This is a genomic window from Ensifer sp. ENS11 (assembly GCF_014851895.1).
Taxonomy (GTDB): domain Bacteria; phylum Pseudomonadota; class Alphaproteobacteria; order Rhizobiales; family Rhizobiaceae; genus Ensifer; species Ensifer canadensis.
In genome coordinates this window covers 18,764-35,448 of the sequence record NZ_JACVAN010000002.1, presented here as the reverse complement: position 1 = coordinate 35,448, position 16,685 = coordinate 18,764, and the positions used below count along the sequence as shown (strand labels likewise).

The 16,685-nt window shown below is 58.9% G+C and carries 20 protein-coding genes; 19 read left to right on the top strand and 1 reads right to left on the bottom strand.

Annotated elements, in window-relative coordinates; all coding sequences use genetic code 11:
* The first annotated feature begins 184 nt into the window (after positions 1 to 184).
* Positions 185 to 4,390, top strand: a complete 4,206-nt coding sequence (gene rpoC / locus IB264_RS04255; protein ID WP_025426660.1) for a DNA-directed RNA polymerase subunit beta' — start codon at positions 185 to 187, stop codon at positions 4,388 to 4,390.
* 119 nt (positions 4,391 to 4,509) lie between these two features.
* Here rpoC and IB264_RS04250 read toward each other — a convergent pair whose 3' ends face one another.
* The gene (locus IB264_RS04250; protein WP_025426661.1) at positions 4,510 to 4,806 is read right to left on the bottom strand and encodes a hypothetical protein; all 297 of its coding nucleotides are present in this window, start codon (positions 4,804 to 4,806) and stop codon (positions 4,510 to 4,512) included.
* Between the two features lie 562 nt (positions 4,807 to 5,368).
* Here IB264_RS04250 and rpsL point away from each other — a divergent pair.
* The 18 genes from rpsL to rplE all read left to right on the top strand — a co-directional run bounded on the left by rpsL (position 5,369) and on the right by rplE (position 16,661).
* Complete coding sequence (gene rpsL, locus IB264_RS04245; protein ID WP_003507760.1) at positions 5,369 to 5,740, top strand: 30S ribosomal protein S12; 372 nt, start codon at positions 5,369 to 5,371, stop codon at positions 5,738 to 5,740.
* Positions 5,741 to 5,819: 79 nt separating this feature from the next.
* On the top strand, positions 5,820 to 6,290 hold the full coding sequence (rpsG, locus tag IB264_RS04240; RefSeq protein WP_025426662.1) for a 30S ribosomal protein S7: 471 nt from the start codon (positions 5,820 to 5,822) through the stop codon (positions 6,288 to 6,290).
* Between the two features lie 29 nt (positions 6,291 to 6,319).
* Positions 6,320 to 8,419: an elongation factor G gene (gene fusA / locus IB264_RS04235; protein ID WP_025426663.1), complete on the top strand. Its 2,100-nt coding sequence runs from the start codon at positions 6,320 to 6,322 to the stop codon at positions 8,417 to 8,419.
* Positions 8,420 to 8,491: 72 nt separating this feature from the next.
* Positions 8,492 to 9,667 (top strand): elongation factor Tu, encoded by a 1,176-nt coding sequence (tuf, locus tag IB264_RS04230; protein ID WP_025426651.1) that lies wholly within the window; start codon positions 8,492 to 8,494, stop codon positions 9,665 to 9,667.
* 316 nt (positions 9,668 to 9,983) lie between these two features.
* Entirely contained in the window at positions 9,984 to 10,292 is a 309-nt protein-coding gene (gene rpsJ, locus IB264_RS04225) for a 30S ribosomal protein S10 (RefSeq protein WP_003507767.1), read from the top strand.
* A 140-nt stretch (positions 10,293 to 10,432) separates the two neighbouring features.
* Complete coding sequence (gene rplC, locus IB264_RS04220; protein ID WP_025426664.1) at positions 10,433 to 11,119, top strand: 50S ribosomal protein L3; 687 nt, start codon at positions 10,433 to 10,435, stop codon at positions 11,117 to 11,119.
* 12 nt (positions 11,120 to 11,131) lie between these two features.
* Positions 11,132 to 11,752 carry a 50S ribosomal protein L4 gene (rplD, locus tag IB264_RS04215; RefSeq protein WP_192433197.1) on the top strand — a complete coding sequence of 207 codons (621 nt, stop codon included), beginning with the start codon at positions 11,132 to 11,134 and terminating at the stop codon, positions 11,750 to 11,752.
* Positions 11,749 to 12,042, top strand: a complete 294-nt coding sequence (locus tag IB264_RS04210; protein ID WP_025426666.1) for a 50S ribosomal protein L23 — start codon at positions 11,749 to 11,751, stop codon at positions 12,040 to 12,042. Before rplD ends, IB264_RS04210 begins: the two co-directional genes overlap by 4 nt.
* A 43-nt stretch (positions 12,043 to 12,085) precedes the next feature.
* Positions 12,086 to 12,925 (top strand): 50S ribosomal protein L2, encoded by an 840-nt coding sequence (rplB, locus tag IB264_RS04205; RefSeq protein ID WP_025426667.1) that lies wholly within the window; start codon positions 12,086 to 12,088, stop codon positions 12,923 to 12,925.
* Between the two features lie 15 nt (positions 12,926 to 12,940).
* The gene (rpsS, locus tag IB264_RS04200; protein ID WP_025426668.1) at positions 12,941 to 13,219 is read left to right on the top strand and encodes a 30S ribosomal protein S19; all 279 of its coding nucleotides are present in this window, start codon (positions 12,941 to 12,943) and stop codon (positions 13,217 to 13,219) included.
* A gap of 2 nt (positions 13,220 to 13,221) precedes the next feature.
* Positions 13,222 to 13,611 (top strand): 50S ribosomal protein L22, encoded by a 390-nt coding sequence (rplV, locus tag IB264_RS04195; RefSeq protein WP_025426669.1) that lies wholly within the window; start codon positions 13,222 to 13,224, stop codon positions 13,609 to 13,611.
* Positions 13,611 to 14,324: a 30S ribosomal protein S3 gene (rpsC, locus tag IB264_RS04190; RefSeq protein ID WP_025426670.1), complete on the top strand. Its 714-nt coding sequence runs from the start codon at positions 13,611 to 13,613 to the stop codon at positions 14,322 to 14,324. The genes rplV and rpsC overlap by 1 nt, the downstream gene beginning before the upstream one ends.
* A gap of 38 nt (positions 14,325 to 14,362) precedes the next feature.
* A complete protein-coding gene (gene rplP / locus IB264_RS04185) occupies positions 14,363 to 14,776 on the top strand; it encodes a 50S ribosomal protein L16 (RefSeq protein WP_025426671.1) in 414 nt (137 codons plus the stop codon).
* A 12-nt stretch (positions 14,777 to 14,788) separates the two neighbouring features.
* Positions 14,789 to 14,989: a 50S ribosomal protein L29 gene (gene rpmC, locus IB264_RS04180; RefSeq protein WP_025426672.1), complete on the top strand. Its 201-nt coding sequence runs from the start codon at positions 14,789 to 14,791 to the stop codon at positions 14,987 to 14,989.
* Positions 14,990 to 15,001: 12 nt separating this feature from the next.
* Entirely contained in the window at positions 15,002 to 15,238 is a 237-nt protein-coding gene (gene rpsQ, locus IB264_RS04175) for a 30S ribosomal protein S17 (RefSeq protein ID WP_025426673.1), read from the top strand.
* A gap of 178 nt (positions 15,239 to 15,416) precedes the next feature.
* On the top strand, positions 15,417 to 15,785 hold the full coding sequence (gene rplN / locus IB264_RS04170) for a 50S ribosomal protein L14 (RefSeq protein ID WP_003536525.1): 369 nt from the start codon (positions 15,417 to 15,419) through the stop codon (positions 15,783 to 15,785).
* 14 nt (positions 15,786 to 15,799) lie between these two features.
* Complete coding sequence (gene rplX / locus IB264_RS04165; RefSeq protein WP_025426674.1) at positions 15,800 to 16,111, top strand: 50S ribosomal protein L24; 312 nt, start codon at positions 15,800 to 15,802, stop codon at positions 16,109 to 16,111.
* Positions 16,104 to 16,661 (top strand): 50S ribosomal protein L5, encoded by a 558-nt coding sequence (gene rplE / locus IB264_RS04160; RefSeq protein ID WP_025426675.1) that lies wholly within the window; start codon positions 16,104 to 16,106, stop codon positions 16,659 to 16,661. The genes rplX and rplE overlap by 8 nt, the downstream gene beginning before the upstream one ends.
* The last annotated feature ends 24 nt before the right edge of the window (positions 16,662 to 16,685 follow it).

Here is a 16,685-nt window from a genome sequence, read left to right as displayed (position 1 = left end):
AACATCAAGGTGCGTGCCGCGTCGCGGCGCGCACCGCTTCCTCCGCAAGGCTTCATTGGCAAGCGAGAGGAACGGGGCCGCATCAAATGCGGTTTTAGCTGTTTATGGGGCAGAGGGGCCGGCGCCCGGGATTTGTCGGCACTCTCGCCAAGCTCAGGGCGTTAAGCCCGTAAAGGAGACAGGCATGAACCAAGAGGTCATGAATCTTTTCAATCCGCAGGTGCCTGCACAGACTTTCGATTCCATCCGGATTTCGATCGCCTCGCCGGAGAAGATTCTTTCCTGGTCTTACGGTGAGATCAAGAAGCCGGAGACGATCAACTATCGTACGTTCAAGCCGGAACGTGACGGTCTCTTCTGCGCTCGTATCTTCGGTCCGATCAAGGATTACGAATGCCTGTGCGGCAAGTACAAGCGCATGAAGTACAAGGGCATCATCTGCGAAAAGTGCGGCGTTGAAGTTACGCTGTCGCGCGTTCGCCGTGAGCGCATGGGCCATATTGAGCTCGCCGCTCCCGTTGCCCACATCTGGTTCCTGAAGTCGCTGCCGAGCCGCATTTCGACGCTGCTCGACATGACGCTGAAGGATGTCGAGCGCGTTCTCTACTTCGAGAACTACATCGTCACCGAGCCCGGTCTGACGTCGCTGAAGGAAAACCAGCTCCTCAGCGAAGAAGACTACATGCTCGCCGTCGACGAGTTCGGCGAAGATCAGTTCACCGCGATGATCGGTGCTGAAGCGATCTATGAAATGCTCGCTTCGATGAACCTCGAGAAGATCGCTGGCGATCTGCGTTCGGATCTGGCCGAGACCACCTCGGATCTGAAGCAGAAGAAGCTGATGAAGCGGTTGAAGATCGTCGAGAACTTCATGGATTCCGGCAATCGCCCGGAATGGATGATCATGAAGGTCGTTCCGGTGATCCCGCCGGACCTGCGCCCGCTCGTGCCGCTCGACGGCGGCCGTTTCGCGACGTCGGATCTGAACGATCTCTATCGCCGCGTGATCAACCGTAACAACCGTCTGAAGCGTCTGATCGAACTGCGCGCTCCAGGCATCATCATCCGCAACGAAAAGCGCATGCTGCAGGAATCTGTGGACGCGCTGTTCGACAACGGCCGTCGCGGTCGCGTCATCACCGGCGCCAACAAGCGTCCGCTGAAGTCGCTGTCCGACATGCTCAAGGGCAAGCAGGGCCGCTTCCGTCAGAACCTGCTCGGCAAGCGCGTCGACTACTCCGGCCGCTCGGTTATCGTGACCGGTCCGGAGCTGAAGCTGCACCAGTGCGGTCTTCCGAAGAAGATGGCGCTCGAGCTGTTCAAGCCGTTCATCTACGCTCGCCTCGACGCCAAGGGTTATTCCTCGACCGTCAAGCAGGCCAAGAAGCTCGTCGAAAAGGAAAAGCCGGAAGTCTGGGATATCCTGGACGAGGTCATCCGCGAGCATCCGGTTCTGTTGAACCGCGCACCGACGCTGCACCGCCTGGGCATCCAGGCCTTCGAACCGACCCTGGTCGAAGGCAAGGCCATCCAGCTGCACCCGCTCGTCTGCACGGCCTTCAACGCCGACTTCGACGGCGACCAGATGGCCGTTCACGTGCCGCTGTCGCTCGAAGCGCAGCTCGAAGCACGCGTGCTGATGATGTCGACGAACAACATTCTGCACCCGGCTAACGGCGCGCCGATCATCGTTCCGTCGCAGGACATGGTTCTGGGTCTCTACTATCTGTCGATCCTGAACCAGAACGAGCCCGGCGAAGGCATGGCGTTTTCTGACATGGGCGAGCTGCATCACGCGCTCGAAACCAAGTCCGTGACACTGCACGCCAAGATCCGTGGCCGTTTCAAGACCGTCGATGCCGAGGGCAACCCGGTTTCGAAGATCTACGAAACCACGCCTGGCCGCATGATCATCGGTGAACTGTTGCCGCGCAACGTCAACGTGCCGTTCGAGACCTGCAACCAGGAAATGACCAAGAAGAACATCTCCAAGATGATCGACACGGTCTACCGTCACTGCGGTCAGAAAGACACGGTCATCTTCTGCGACCGCATCATGCAGCTCGGCTTTGCCCATGCTTGCCGCGCCGGCATTTCGTTCGGCAAGGACGACATGGTCATTCCGGACACCAAGGTGAAGATCGTCGGCGATACTGAAGCGCTCGTGAAGGAATACGAGCAGCAGTATAATGACGGCCTCATCACCCAGGGCGAAAAGTACAACAAGGTCGTTGACGCCTGGGGCAAGGCTACCGAGAAGGTCGCCGACGAAATGATGGCCCGCATTAAGGCTGTGGAGTTTGACGACAACGGCCGTCAGAAGCCGATGAACTCGATCTACATGATGTCGCACTCCGGCGCCCGTGGTTCTCCGAACCAGATGCGTCAGCTGGGCGGCATGCGCGGCCTGATGGCCAAGCCGTCGGGTGAAATCATCGAGACGCCGATCATCTCGAACTTCAAGGAAGGTCTGACCGTTAACGAGTACTTCAACTCGACCCACGGTGCCCGTAAGGGTCTGGCCGACACCGCCTTGAAGACCGCGAACTCGGGCTACCTGACGCGTCGTCTCGTCGACGTGGCGCAGGATTGCATCGTCAACTCCGTCGATTGCGGCACCGAGAATGGCCTCACCATGACGGCGATCGTCGATGCCGGTCAGGTTGTGGCTTCGCTTGGCGCTCGTATTCTTGGCCGTACGGCTCTGGACGACATCGATCACCCGGTCACGGGCGTTCGTCTCGTCGACGCCGGCCGGATGATCCTGGAACCCGACGTCATCGAGATCGAAAAGGCTGGTATCCAGTCGATCCGCATCCGTTCGGCGCTGACCTGCGAAATCCAGACGGGCGTTTGCGGCGTCTGCTACGGCCGCGACCTGGCACGTGGTACGCCGGTCAACATGGGCGAAGCGGTTGGCGTTATCGCTGCACAGTCGATCGGTGAACCGGGCACCCAGCTCACCATGCGTACCTTCCACTTGGGCGGTACGGCGACCGTGGTCGACCAGTCGTTCCTGGAAGCGTCCTACGAAGGCACGGTACAGATCAAGAACCGCAACATGCTGCGCAACTCTGACGGCATCCTTGTCGCCATGGGTCGTAACATGGCCGTCCAGATCCTCGACGAACGTGGTGTCGAGCGCTCCTCGCAGCGTGTCGCCTACGGTTCGAAGATCTTCGTCGACGATGGTGACAAGGTGAAGCGCGGTCAGCGTCTTGCCGAGTGGGACCCCTACACCCGTCCGATGATGACGGAAGTGGAAGGTACCGTTCACTTCGAAGACGTCGTCGACGGCATCTCCGTGCTCGAAGCGACCGACGAGTCCACCGGCATCACCAAGCGTCAGGTTATCGATTGGCGTTCGACGCCGCGCGGTACCGACCTGAAGCCGGCGATCGTCATCAAGGACAAGAACGGCGCGGTCCTGAAGCTGTCGCGTGGTGGTGACGCCCGCTTCATGCTTTCGGTTGACGCCATTCTCTCGGTTGAACCGGGCACGAAGGTTTCCCAGGGTGACGTGCTGGCACGTTCGCCGCTGGAAAGCGCCAAGACCAAGGATATCACCGGTGGTCTGCCGCGCGTTGCCGAACTGTTCGAAGCACGTCGTCCGAAGGATCACGCCGTCATCGCTGAGATCGATGGTACGATCCGCTTCGGCCGCGACTACAAGAACAAGCGTCGCGTTCTGATCGAGCCTGCTGAAGACGGTGTTGAGCCGGTCGAATACCTGATCCCGAAGGGCAAGCCCTTCCATCTTCAGGATGGCGACTACATCGAAAAGGGCGACTACATCCTCGACGGCAACCCGGCGCCGCACGACATCCTGGCGATCAAGGGAGTGGAAGCACTCGCTTCCTACCTGGTCAACGAAATCCAGGAAGTCTACCGACTGCAGGGCGTTGTGATCAACGACAAGCACATCGAAGTCATCGTTCGTCAGATGCTGCAGAAGGTGGAAATCACCGATGCCGGCGACTCGACCTACATCGTCGGTGACAATGTCGATCGCATCGAGCTCGAAGACGTCAACGACGGCCTGATCGAACAGGGCAAGAAGCCGGCATACGGCGATCCGGTCCTGCTCGGCATCACCAAGGCCTCGCTGCAGACACCGTCGTTCATCTCGGCGGCGTCGTTCCAGGAAACCACCAAGGTGCTGACCGAAGCGGCGATCGCCGGCAAGGTCGACGGCCTGCAGGGTCTGAAGGAAAACGTCATCGTCGGCCGTCTGATCCCGGCTGGTACCGGCGGAACGATGACGCAGATCCGCCGCATCGCGACGGCGCGCGACGAGATGATTCTCGAAGAGCGTCGCAAGGGTACGGGCGCAGATGTTGCCACCCCGATGCTCGCCGATCTCGCGAAGGAAAACGCAGCGGCCGAATAATGGGAGGAGGGCGTTCTCGCCCTCGTTTCCTCAAATCAGAAAAGCCGCCCGGAGCGATCCGGGCGGCTTTTTCATTGTGGTAGGCTGGAAGGGGAGGCGACGTTGGGGCGTCGACGGCCTCAGCTGAAACGGATGATCGCAACTTCGCCTTCGAGGGCGCCCTGGTAGGCCGAGGCATGCGGCTCCTCGTTCGGCACGTCTGTCAGTGTGCCGATCTGATCGAGGTCGGCCTCCAGGAAGCCTTCCTCGGCGAGCGCGTTCAGCGCCTCGCGCACGGCCGTATCGTCGTCGGGTGCGCGCAACATCACGTGAATGTCCACGCCTTCGTCGTCTCCGTCGGTCTCATAGGCCTTGCCGATGATGATGAAGACCATCGGCTCGTCCGGTGCATTGTCGTTGTCAGGCGTGACGCTCATTGAATATCCTTTCGAGTGCGCGGCCGACTTTAGCGCCCTTTTCAGTGCAGCGCGAAAGAAATAGCTGCGAGGCCACAGGCTTTGGCGACTCGGCAGAATCATGGCGGTGGAAAACCGTCACAAACTGGTTGCCGATTCCTTAACCCTGTTCGAAGCTGTCTGTGTTCAAGTGCAGACAGGGTCGCCAGGACCCACCCCGACACCCGCCAAAGCCTTGTTTTCCGGGCATGGCGGGTCTGTTGGCGGGAGAATATTTGTTAATTGCCCTTGACTGTCGGCCTTGAAATCAGTACACCCCGCCGCATCGGAGCCCATGTGAGGCTGGCTGGTTCGGAACGTCGCGTTCTGGAGTTCGCCTCAAACAAGGTTCGAAACGCACGCTGACTACAAAAAATGCTGCACGCATGACGCGCGAAATGCTGTGTCCTCTGCTTTTTGTAGGGCCATCCGCGACAAAGCGGATCGGTCCTCGTTTGCGCATTTTACAGGTGTCCGTATCGCCGGAGACGGCAACGATCCGCCCGCAAGGGTAACGAGACAAGATTTTGCAAGGGATGGTTACATGCCTACCGTAAACCAGCTGATCCGCAAGCCGCGTCAGGCACAGGTAAAGCGCAACAAGGTTCCTGCTCTGCAGGAAAACCCGCAGAAGCGTGGTGTTTGCACCCGCGTCTACACGACGACCCCGAAGAAGCCGAACTCGGCTCTGCGTAAGGTTGCCAAGATTCGCCTGACCAACGGTTTCGAGGTCATCGGCTATATCCCGGGTGAAGGTCACAACCTTCAGGAACACTCGGTTGTCATGATCCGCGGCGGCCGCGTAAAGGACCTTCCGGGTGTCCGTTACCACATCATCCGTGGCGTTCTCGATACGCAGGGTGTCAAGAACCGCAAGCAGCGCCGCTCCAAGTATGGTGCGAAGCGTCCGAAGTAATTTCGGGTTTCACGAATTCGGCGCTGCGCGAGGTTCTCCGCGTGTTAAGGCGCCAGTCAACAGTTGAGAGACAAAACGTATGTCACGTCGTCACAGTGCAGAAAAGCGCGAGATCAACCCGGATCCGAAGTTCGGCGATCTGGTTGTCACCAAGTTCATGAACGCCATCATGCTTCATGGTAAGAAGTCGGTTGCTGAAAGCATCGTTTACGGTGCCTTCGATGCCGTTCAGGGCAAGCTGAAGCAGGAGCCGATCGCCGTGTTCCATTCGGCCCTCGACAACATCGCTCCGCACGTCGAAGTCCGTTCGCGCCGCGTTGGTGGTGCAACCTACCAGGTTCCCGTCGACGTTCGTCCGGAACGCCGTCAGGCGCTCGCCATCCGCTGGCTGATTGCTGCTGCCCGCAAGCGCAACGAAACGACCATGGTTGATCGCCTCTGCGGCGAACTCATGGACGCTGCGAACAACCGTGGCAGCGCCGTCAAGAAGCGCGAAGACACGCACAAGATGGCCGACGCCAACCGTGCATTCTCGCACTACCGCTGGTAATCGACGACCAATTTCGAAAGGGAGTCCCTATGGCTCGCGAATACAAAATCGAAGACTACCGCAATTTCGGTATTATGGCGCACATCGACGCCGGCAAGACGACGACGACCGAACGTATTCTCTACTACACCGGTAAGTCCCATAAGATCGGCGAAGTCCACGACGGCGCCGCTACCATGGACTGGATGGAGCAGGAGCAGGAACGCGGCATCACTATCACGTCTGCTGCGACCACGACCTTCTGGAAGGGTCGTGATGGCAAGACCCGCCGCTTCAACATCATCGACACCCCCGGCCACGTTGACTTCACCATCGAAGTCGAGCGTTCGCTGCGCGTTCTCGACGGCGCCATCGCGCTGCTCGACGCCAACGCCGGTGTTGAGCCTCAGACGGAAACCGTCTGGCGTCAGGCTGAGAAGTACAACGTTCCGCGCATGATCTTCTGCAACAAGATGGACAAGACCGGCGCTGACTTCTACCGCTCTGTCTCGATGATCAAGTCGCGCCTCGGTGCGATCCCGGTCGTCATGCAGCTGCCGATCGGCGCTGAGACCGAGTTCAAGGGCGTCATCGACCTGATCGAGATGAACGCTCTCATCTGGCGCGACGAATCGCTCGGCGCCCAGTGGGACGTCGTCGAAATTCCTGATGACATGAAGGCAGAAGCGCAGAAGTACCGCGAACTTCTGATCGAGACCGTTGTCGAGATCGATGAAGCTGCGACTGAAGCGTATCTCGAAGGCAACCTGCCTGATAACGACCAGATCCGTGCGCTCGTTCGCCGCGGCACCATCGACGTGAAGTTCCACCCGATGTTCTGCGGCACCGCGTTCAAGAACAAGGGCGTTCAGCCGCTTCTCGACGCCGTTGTCGACTACCTGCCGTCGCCGATGGACATCCCGGCGATCAAGGGCATCGACGTCAAGACCGAAGCCGAGACCGAGCGCCACGCTGACGACAGCGAGCCGCTTTCGATGCTCGCCTTTAAGATCATGAACGACCCCTTCGTCGGTTCGCTCACCTTCGCCCGTATCTACTCCGGCAAGCTCGAAAAGGGCACGTCGGTCATGAACACGGTCAAGGAAAAGCGCGAGCGCGTCGGCCGTATGCTTCAGATGCATTCCAACAGCCGTGAAGACATCGAAGAAGCCTTTGCTGGCGACATCGTTGCTCTGGCTGGCCTCAAGGAAACCACCACTGGCGATACGCTCTGCGACCCGCTGAAGCCGGTTATCCTCGAGCGCATGGAATTCCCGGAGCCGGTTATCCAGATCGCGATCGAGCCGAAGACCAAGGGCGACCAGGAAAAGATGGGCCTCGCGCTCAACCGCCTGGCTGCAGAAGACCCGTCGTTCCGCGTCAAGACCGACGAAGAGTCCGGCCAGACGATCATCGCAGGCATGGGTGAACTCCACCTCGACATCCTGGTTGACCGCATGCGTCGCGAATTCAAGGTCGAAGCAACCGTCGGCGCGCCGCAGGTTGCCTACCGCGAAACCATCACGCGTCAGCACGAAGAAGACTACACGCACAAGAAGCAGTCCGGTGGTACCGGCCAGTTCGCGCGCGTCAAGATCGTCTTCGAACCGAACCCGGATGGCGAAGACTTCAAGTTCGAGTCCAAGATCGTTGGCGGTGCTGTTCCGAAGGAATACATCCCCGGCGTCCAGAAGGGCATCGAAAGCGTTCTGTCTTCGGGTCCGCTGGCTGGCTTCCCGATGCTGGGCGTCAAGGCGACGCTCATCGACGGTGCCTTCCACGACGTCGACTCGTCGGTTCTGGCGTTCGAAATCGCTTCGCGTGCCTGCTTCCGTGAAGCAGCCAAGAAGGCCGGCGCTCAGCTCCTCGAGCCGATGATGAAGGTCGAAGTCGTAACGCCGGAAGATTACGTCGGTGACGTTATCGGCGACCTGAACTCGCGCCGTGGCCAGATCCAGGGCCAGGAAGCACGCGGTGTTGCCGTCGTCATCAATGCGAACGTCCCGTTGGCGAACATGTTCAAGTACGTGGACAACCTGCGCTCGATGTCTCAGGGCCGCGCCCAGTACACGATGACCTTCGATCATTACTCGCCGGTCCCGTCGAACGTCGCACAGGAAATCCAGGCAAAGTATTCCGGTCAGAAGTGACCGGAATACCCTTTCGCTGAAAACAGATAGATAAGGTTTCCCCGACAGGGGACAGGAAACGGAGAGCCGAAAATGGCAAAGAGCAAATTTGAGCGCAACAAGCCGCACGTTAACATTGGCACGATTGGCCACGTTGACCATGGCAAGACGTCGCTGACTGCAGCGATCACGAAGTACTTCGGCGAGTACAAGGCGTACGACCAGATCGACGCTGCTCCGGAAGAAAAGGCCCGTGGTATCACGATTTCGACGGCTCACGTTGAGTATGAGACGGCGAACCGTCACTACGCGCACGTCGACTGCCCCGGCCACGCCGACTACGTCAAGAACATGATCACCGGTGCAGCGCAGATGGACGGCGCGATCCTGGTTTGCTCGGCTGCTGACGGCCCGATGCCGCAGACCCGCGAGCACATCCTGCTTGCTCGCCAGGTTGGCGTTCCGGCCATCGTCGTGTTCCTCAACAAGGTCGACCAGGTTGACGACGCCGAGCTTCTCGAGCTCGTCGAGCTTGAAGTTCGCGAACTGCTGTCGTCCTACGAATTCCCGGGCGACGACATTCCGATCATCAAGGGTTCGGCACTTGCTGCTCTTGAAGATTCGGACAAGAAGATCGGCGAAGACGCGATCCGCGAGCTGATGGCCGCTGTTGACGCCTACATCCCGACGCCTGAGCGTCCGATCGACCTGCCGTTCCTGATGCCGATCGAAGACGTGTTCTCGATCTCGGGCCGTGGTACGGTTGTGACCGGTCGCGTTGAGCGCGGCATTGTCAAGGTTGGCGAAGAAGTTGAAATCGTCGGCATCCGCGACACGTCGAAGACGACGGTTACCGGCGTTGAAATGTTCCGCAAGCTGCTCGACCAGGGCCAGGCCGGCGACAACATCGGCGCGCTGATCCGTGGTGTTAACCGTGACGGCGTTGAGCGTGGCCAGATCCTGTGCAAGCCGGGTTCGGTCAAGCCGCACAAGAAGTTCATGGCCGAAGCCTACATCCTGACGAAGGAAGAAGGCGGCCGTCATACGCCGTTCTTCACGAACTACCGTCCGCAGTTCTACTTCCGCACGACGGACGTGACGGGTATCGTTACGCTTCCGGAAGGCACGGAAATGGTTATGCCTGGCGACAACGTCACGGTTGCCGTTGAGCTGATCGTTCCGATCGCGATGGAAGAAAAGCTGCGCTTCGCTATCCGCGAAGGTGGCCGTACCGTCGGCGCCGGCATCGTCGCTTCGATCGTCGAGTAATCGGCGAACGGGCGGAATGAGGCGAGGCGCATTGTTATGCGCCTCGGACATAGCCGCCCAGCATGATTTAGTTGGTCGCACGGCTTGCCGACGACGCCGAAATAGTGCAAATGGCGCGCAAGCGTGATTTGCATGGTGCGTCGGCATAGTGCGATCGCGAAAGTACAGGCCGGCCACGGCCGCTCAAATAGGAAGGGGCAGGGGAAACCTTGTCCCTCCGATCTTTGAAAAATTAGCGGACTGGCCGAACATCAAACGAAGTTCAATGCGCGTTTCTCCACGGAAACCGCAACTAACATGAACAAGGATAAGTCGTATGAACGGCCAGAACATCCGCATCCGCCTCAAGGCGTTTGATCACCGGATCCTCGATGCCTCGACACGCGAAATCGTCTCGACGGCCAAGCGCACCGGTGCCAGCGTGCGCGGTCCAGTACCGCTGCCGACGCGCATTGAAAAATTTACGGTCAACCGTTCGCCGCACGTCGACAAGAAGAGCCGCGAACAGTTCGAAATGCGTACCCACAAGCGCCTTCTCGATATCGTAGATCCGACTCCGCAGACCGTTGACGCGCTGATGAAGCTCGACCTCGCTGCCGGCGTCGACGTGGAAATTAAGCTTTAATAACAAGGAAGGTACGTGGGCTTCGGTCCAACGGCTTCCAGAAACGGGCGACCCGGCGTTCCGCAAGGATCAGAGGGAGACCTTAAACAAGAGATGCGAAGGGGTTCGCCCCGACGTTAACTCTCAAGAGGAATGAACCGATGCGTTCAGGTGTGATTGCACAGAAAGTGGGAATGACGCGCGTCTACAACGACGCCGGCGAGCATATCCCGGTAACAGTATTGCGGCTGGAAAACTGCCAGGTGGTAGCCCAGCGCACGGACGACAAGAACGGCTATACCGCTGTCCAGTTGGGCGCCGGCACTGCCAAGGTCAAGAACACGCCGAAGGCGATGCGCGGCCACTTTGCTGCCGCCAACGTCGAACCGAAGGCGAAGCTCGTCGAATTCCGCGTTTCCGCGGACAATCTGATCGACATCGGCTCCGAACTGACCGCCAACCATTTCGTTGCGGGCCAGCTCGTCGACGTCACCGGTACCACGATCGGTAAGGGCTTTGCCGGCGCCATCAAGCGCCACAACTTCGGCGGTCTGCGTGCAACGCACGGCGTTTCCGTATCGCACCGTTCGCATGGTTCGACCGGTTCCAACCAGGATCCGGGCCGCGTCTGGAAGGGCAAGCGCATGGCTGGTCACATGGGCCAGACGCGCGTCACCACGCAGAACCTCGAAGTCGTATCGACCGATGAAGACCGCGGTCTGATCCTGGTCAAGGGCGCTGTCCCCGGCTCCAAGGGTGCCTGGATCGTCGTTCGTGACGCCATCAAGTCGGGCACCCCGGAAGGCGCACCGCGCCCCGCGGCCGTGCGCGCCGAAGCATCGAAGTAAGGGAGCCGAATAATGGATCTCACCGTCAAAACCCTCGAGGGCAAGGACGCGGGAAAGGTTTCCCTTTCGGACGCCATTTTCGGTCTCGAACCCCGTGAAGACATCATCGCCCGCGTCGTTCGCTGGCAGCTCGCTAAGAAGCAGCAGGGCACACACAAGGCCAAGGGCCGCGCGGAAGTTTCGCGCACCGGCGCCAAGATGTACAAGCAGAAGGGTACGGGCCGCGCCCGCCACCACTCCGCTCGTGCTCCACAGTTCCGTGGCGGTGGTAAGGCTCATGGCCCGGTTGTTCGCAGCCACGCCCATGACCTGCCGAAGAAGGTTCGTTCACTCGGCCTTCGCCACGCTCTGTCTGCCAAGCTGAAGGCTGAAAACATCATCGTTCTCGATGATCTCGTTGCCGCAGAAGCAAAGACGAAGACCCTGGCTGGCGTATTCGCCTCGCTCGGTCTGACCAATGCTCTGATCATCGGCGGCGCTGAAATCGAGAACAACTTCAAGCTCGCCGCTCAGAACATCCCGAATGTGGACGTTCTGCCGGTTCAGGGCATCAACGTTTACGACATTCTGCGCCGTGGCAAGCTCGTGCTTTCCAAGGCTGCCGTGGAAGCTCTGGAGGAGCGGTTCAAATGACGGATCTTCGCCACTACGACGTGATCGTGTCTCCCTCGATCACTGAAAAGTCGACGCTGGTTTCCGAACAGAACCAGATCGTCTTCAACGTCGCCAAGGGTGCTTCGAAGCCTGAAATCAAGGCTGCTGTCGAAGCTCTGTTCGGCGTCAAGGTTACGGCCGTGAACACGCTCGTCCGCAAGGGCAAGACCAAGCGGTTCCGCGGCTTTACCGGAAAGCAGAAGGACGTGAAGAAGGCGATCATCACGCTCGCCGACGGTCAGTCCATCGACGTCTCCACCGGTCTCTAACGGATAGGCCCATTAGGGTAAAAACCCAAAAGGGAACAATAAAATGGCATTGAAAAGTTTCAATCCGACGACCCCGAGCCAGCGCCAGCTGGTCATCGTTGACCGGTCCGGCCTCTACAAGGGCAAGCCGGTAAAGGCGCTGACCGAAGGTCTGCACTCCAAGGGCGGTCGCAACAACCTCGGCCGTATCACCGTTCGCTTCCAGGGCGGCGGTCACAAGCGGACCTACCGTCTGGTCGACTTCAAGCGTCGCAAGTTCGACGTAGAAGGCACCGTCGAGCGTCTGGAATATGACCCGAACCGCACCGCGTTCATCGCGCTGGTAACCTACGCCGATGGCGAACAGGCCTACATCCTCGCTCCGCAGCGTCTCGCTGCCGGCGACAAGGTCATCGCTTCGGAAAAGGCAGCAGTCGACGTCAAGCCCGGCAACACCATGCCGCTGCAGTTCATCCCGGTCGGCTCCATCATCCACAACGTGGAAATGAAGCCGGGTAAGGGCGGCCAGCTGGCTCGCTCGGCCGGTACCTACGCGCAGCTCGTTGGTCGTGACCAGGGCATGGCAATCCTTCGCCTGAACTCGGGTGAACAGCGCCTCGTGCACGGCTCTTGCCTCGCATCCATCGGTGCTGTATCGAACCCCGATCACGGCAACATCAATGACGGTAAGGCTGGTCGTTCGCGCTGGCGCGGTAAGAAGCCGCACGTTCGCGGCGTCGTCATGAACCCGGTTGACCACCCGCACGGCGGTGGTGAAGGCCGTACGTCCGGTGGTCGCCACCCGGTTACCCCTTGGGGCAAGCCGACGAAGGGCAAGCGGACGCGCTCCAACAAGTCGACCGACAAGTTCATCATGCGGTCGCGTCACCAGCGCAAGAAGTAAGAGAGGAAGTCTCAAGTGGCTCGTTCAGTATGGAAAGGTCCGTTTGTTGACGGCTATCTTCTCAAGAAGGCTGAGAAGGTTCGTGACGGCGGTCGTAACGAAGTGATCAAAATGTGGAGCCGTCGCTCCACGATCCTTCCGCAGTTCGTGGGTCTCACCTTCGGCGTCTACAACGGCAACAAGCATGTTCCCGTTTCGGTGTCAGAAGAAATGGTCGGACACAAGTTCGGTGAATTCTCTCCGACCCGGACCTATTACGGTCATGGTGCGGACAAGAAGGCAAAGAGGAAGTAACAATGGGCAAGGCAAAAGCCGAACGCCGGCTGAAGGATAATGAAGCGCAGGCAATTGCGCGCACGATCCGCGTCAGCCCCCAGAAGCTCAACCTGGTTGCAGCGATGATCCGCGGCAAGAAGGTCGAGCGCGCTCTGGCCGAACTCGAGTTCTCGCGCAAGCGGATCTCGGAAACGGTCAAGAAGACGCTTGAATCCGCGATCGCAAACGCTGAGAACAACCACGACCTCGACGTTGATTCGCTCATCGTCGCTGAGGCGTATGTTGGCAAGTCGATTGTGATGAAGCGCTTCCACGCTCGTGGTCGCGGCCGTGCATCGCGTGTTGAAAAGCCGTTCTCTCACTTGACGATCGTCGTTCGTGAAGTGGAAGCCAAAGGGGAGGCCGCATAATGGGCCAGAAGATTAATCCGATCGGTTTCCGTCTCGGCATCAACCGGACCTGGGATAGCCGTTGGTTCGCTGATAACGCGGAATACGGTCAGCTTCTTCACGAAGACCTGAAGATCCGCGCTTACCTGATGGAAGAGCTGAAGGCCGCTGGCATTGCCAAGGTCGTGATCGAGCGTCCGCACAAGAAGTGCCGCGTAACGATCCACTCGGCTCGTCCGGGCCTGATCATCGGCAAGAAGGGCGCAGACATCGAAAAGCTCCGCAAGAAGCTTTCCGAGATGACCAACTCCGAAACCCACCTCAACATCGTTGAAGTGCGCAAGCCGGAAGTTGACGCAACGCTCGTTGCCCAGTCGATCGCTCAGCAGCTCGAGCGCCGCGTGGCTTTCCGCCGTGCGATGAAGCGCGCTGTTCAGTCGGCCATGCGTCTTGGCGCCGAAGGCATTAAGATCACCTGCGCCGGTCGTCTCGGTGGTGCCGAAATCGCTCGTACCGAATGGTACCGCGAAGGTCGCGTTCCGCTGCACACTCTGCGTGCGGACATCGACTACGGTACGTCTGAAGCTCAAACCGCTTTCGGTATCTGCGGCATCAAGGTCTGGATCTTCAAGGGCGAGATCCTTGAGCACGATCCGATGGCTTCCGAGCGTCGCGCGATCGAGAGTGACAACCAGGGCGGCAGCAGCAGAGACCGTCGTCGCGAAAACGCGTAACATGCGCGCGTGGCAGCCAATATCGGAGAATTAAAAAAATGTTGCAGCCAAAGCGTACGAAGTATCGCAAGCAATTCAAGGGCCGCATCAAGGGCGTAGCCAAGGGCGGATCTGATCTTTCCTTTGGTGAATTCGGCCTGAAGGCTCAAGAACCAAACCGCGTCAATGCGCGCGAGATCGAAGCGGCCCGCCGCGCGATCACCCGCCATATGAAGCGTGCCGGCCGCGTCTGGATCCGTGTGTTCCCTGACGTTCCGGTCACCGCCAAGCCTACCGAAGTCCGCATGGGTAAGGGTAAGGGCTCGGTTGAATACTGGGCATGCAAGGTCAAGCCTGGTCGTATGATGTTCGAGATCGATGGTGTCAGCGAAGAACTCGCCCGTGAGGCACTTCGTCTTGGTGCTGCCAAGCTCTCTGTCAAGACGCGCTTCGTGCAGCGTATCGCAGAGTAAGGAGTGAATCTCATGAAAGCCGCAGATGTTCGCGCTCTGAGCGCCGATCAACTCAACGAAGAGCTTGCCAAGCTGAAGAAAGAGCAGTTCAATCTGCGTTTCCAGAAGGCAACCGGCCAGCTCGAAAAGTCGTCGCGTATTGACGAAGTCCGTAAGGACATCGCACGCGTCAAAACAATTGCCCGCCAGAAGGCGGCAGAAGCCAAGGCCTAAGGACCACAAAATATGCCGAAACGCATTCTGCAGGGCACAGTCGTCAGCGACAAGAACGACAAGACCGTCGTCGTCAGAGTCGAGCGCCGCTTTGCGCACCCGATTCTCCAGAAGACCGTCCGCCGTTCGAAGAAGTACAAGGCGCACGACGAAAACAACCAGTACAAGGTTGGTGACGTTGTTTCCATCGAGGAATGCGCGCCGATCTCCAAGGATAAGCGCTGGACGGTGGTTGCCGCCCAGGCTTGATTTCTACGGGATTTGACCGCGAGACCCTTGCGTCTTGGGCAAATATCTGTATGAAGCACGCAATTGAAGTAGAGGAACGCTCGAGTCCGGGCGTTCTTTTGCTTTGAGATAGGCACAATAAGCCGGGCGAGGGGGTCTAGACCCAACCGGCCTGGTAACAACAAGAAGGCGACCTGACATGATTCAGATGCAAACAAACCTCGACGTGGCGGATAATTCCGGCGCACGTCGTGTCATGTGCATCAAGGTGCTGGGCGGCTCCAAGCGTAAGTACGCGTCGATCGGCGACATCATTGTCGTTTCGATCAAGGAAGCCATTCCGCGCGGCCGCGTGAAGAAGGGTGATGTCATGAAGGCTGTTGTCGTTCGCACCGCGAAAGACATCCGCCGTGCGGATGGCAGCGTCATTCGTTTTGACACAAACGCAGCCGTTCTTATCGATAACAAGAAAGAGCCGATCGGCACCCGTATCTTCGGACCGGTTCCGCGCGAACTTCGCGCCAAGAACCACATGAAGATCATCTCGCTGGCTCCGGAAGTACTCTAAGGGAGCGTTGAGAGATGCAAAAGATTCGTAAAGGCGACAAGGTCGTCGTTCTCACCGGTAAGGACAAGGGCCGTACCGGCGAAGTCGTACAGGTTATGCCGAAGGAAGATCGGGCTGTAGTGCGTGGCGTGAACATGGTGAAGCGTCACCAGCGCCAGACCCAGAGCCAGGAAGCCGGCATCATCAACAAGGAAGCCTCGATCCATCTTTCGAACATCGCGATTGCCGATCCGAAGGACGGCAAGCCGACCCGCGTCGGCTTCAAGATCGACGGTGACAAGAAGGTCCGCGTGGCCAAGCGTTCGGGAGTAGTGATCGATGGCTAAGTCCGCTTATGAGCCCCGGCTCAAGAAGGAATATGTCGAGCGTATTCGTGCGGCTATGCAGGAGAAGTTCTCCTACGCCAACGAAATGCAGATCCCGCGCCTCGACAAGATCGTCATCAACATGGGTGTTGGAGAATCGACCGGCGACTCCAAGAAGCCGACCGTCGCAGCTGCCGACCTCGCTGCGATTGCTGGTCAGAAGCCGGTAATCACCCGCGCTCGCAACTCCATCGCTGGCTTCAAGCTGCGCGAAGGCATGCCGATTGGTGCCAAGGTTACCCTGCGCGGCGTTCGGATGTATGAGTTCCTGGATCGTCTCGTGAACATCGCTCTTCCGCGTGTTCGCGACTTCCGTGGCCTCAACCCGAAGTCCTTCGATGGCCGTGGCAACTTCGCCATGGGCGTCAAGGAGCACATTGTGTTCCCTGAGATCAACTACGACAAGGTTGATCAGATGTGGGGCATGGACATCATCGTTTGCACGACGGCTACTAACGACGACGAAGCACGCGCTCTGCTCACAGAGTTCAACTTCCCGTTCCGTCAGTAATCCGTAACGACAAGCGTAAAGAAG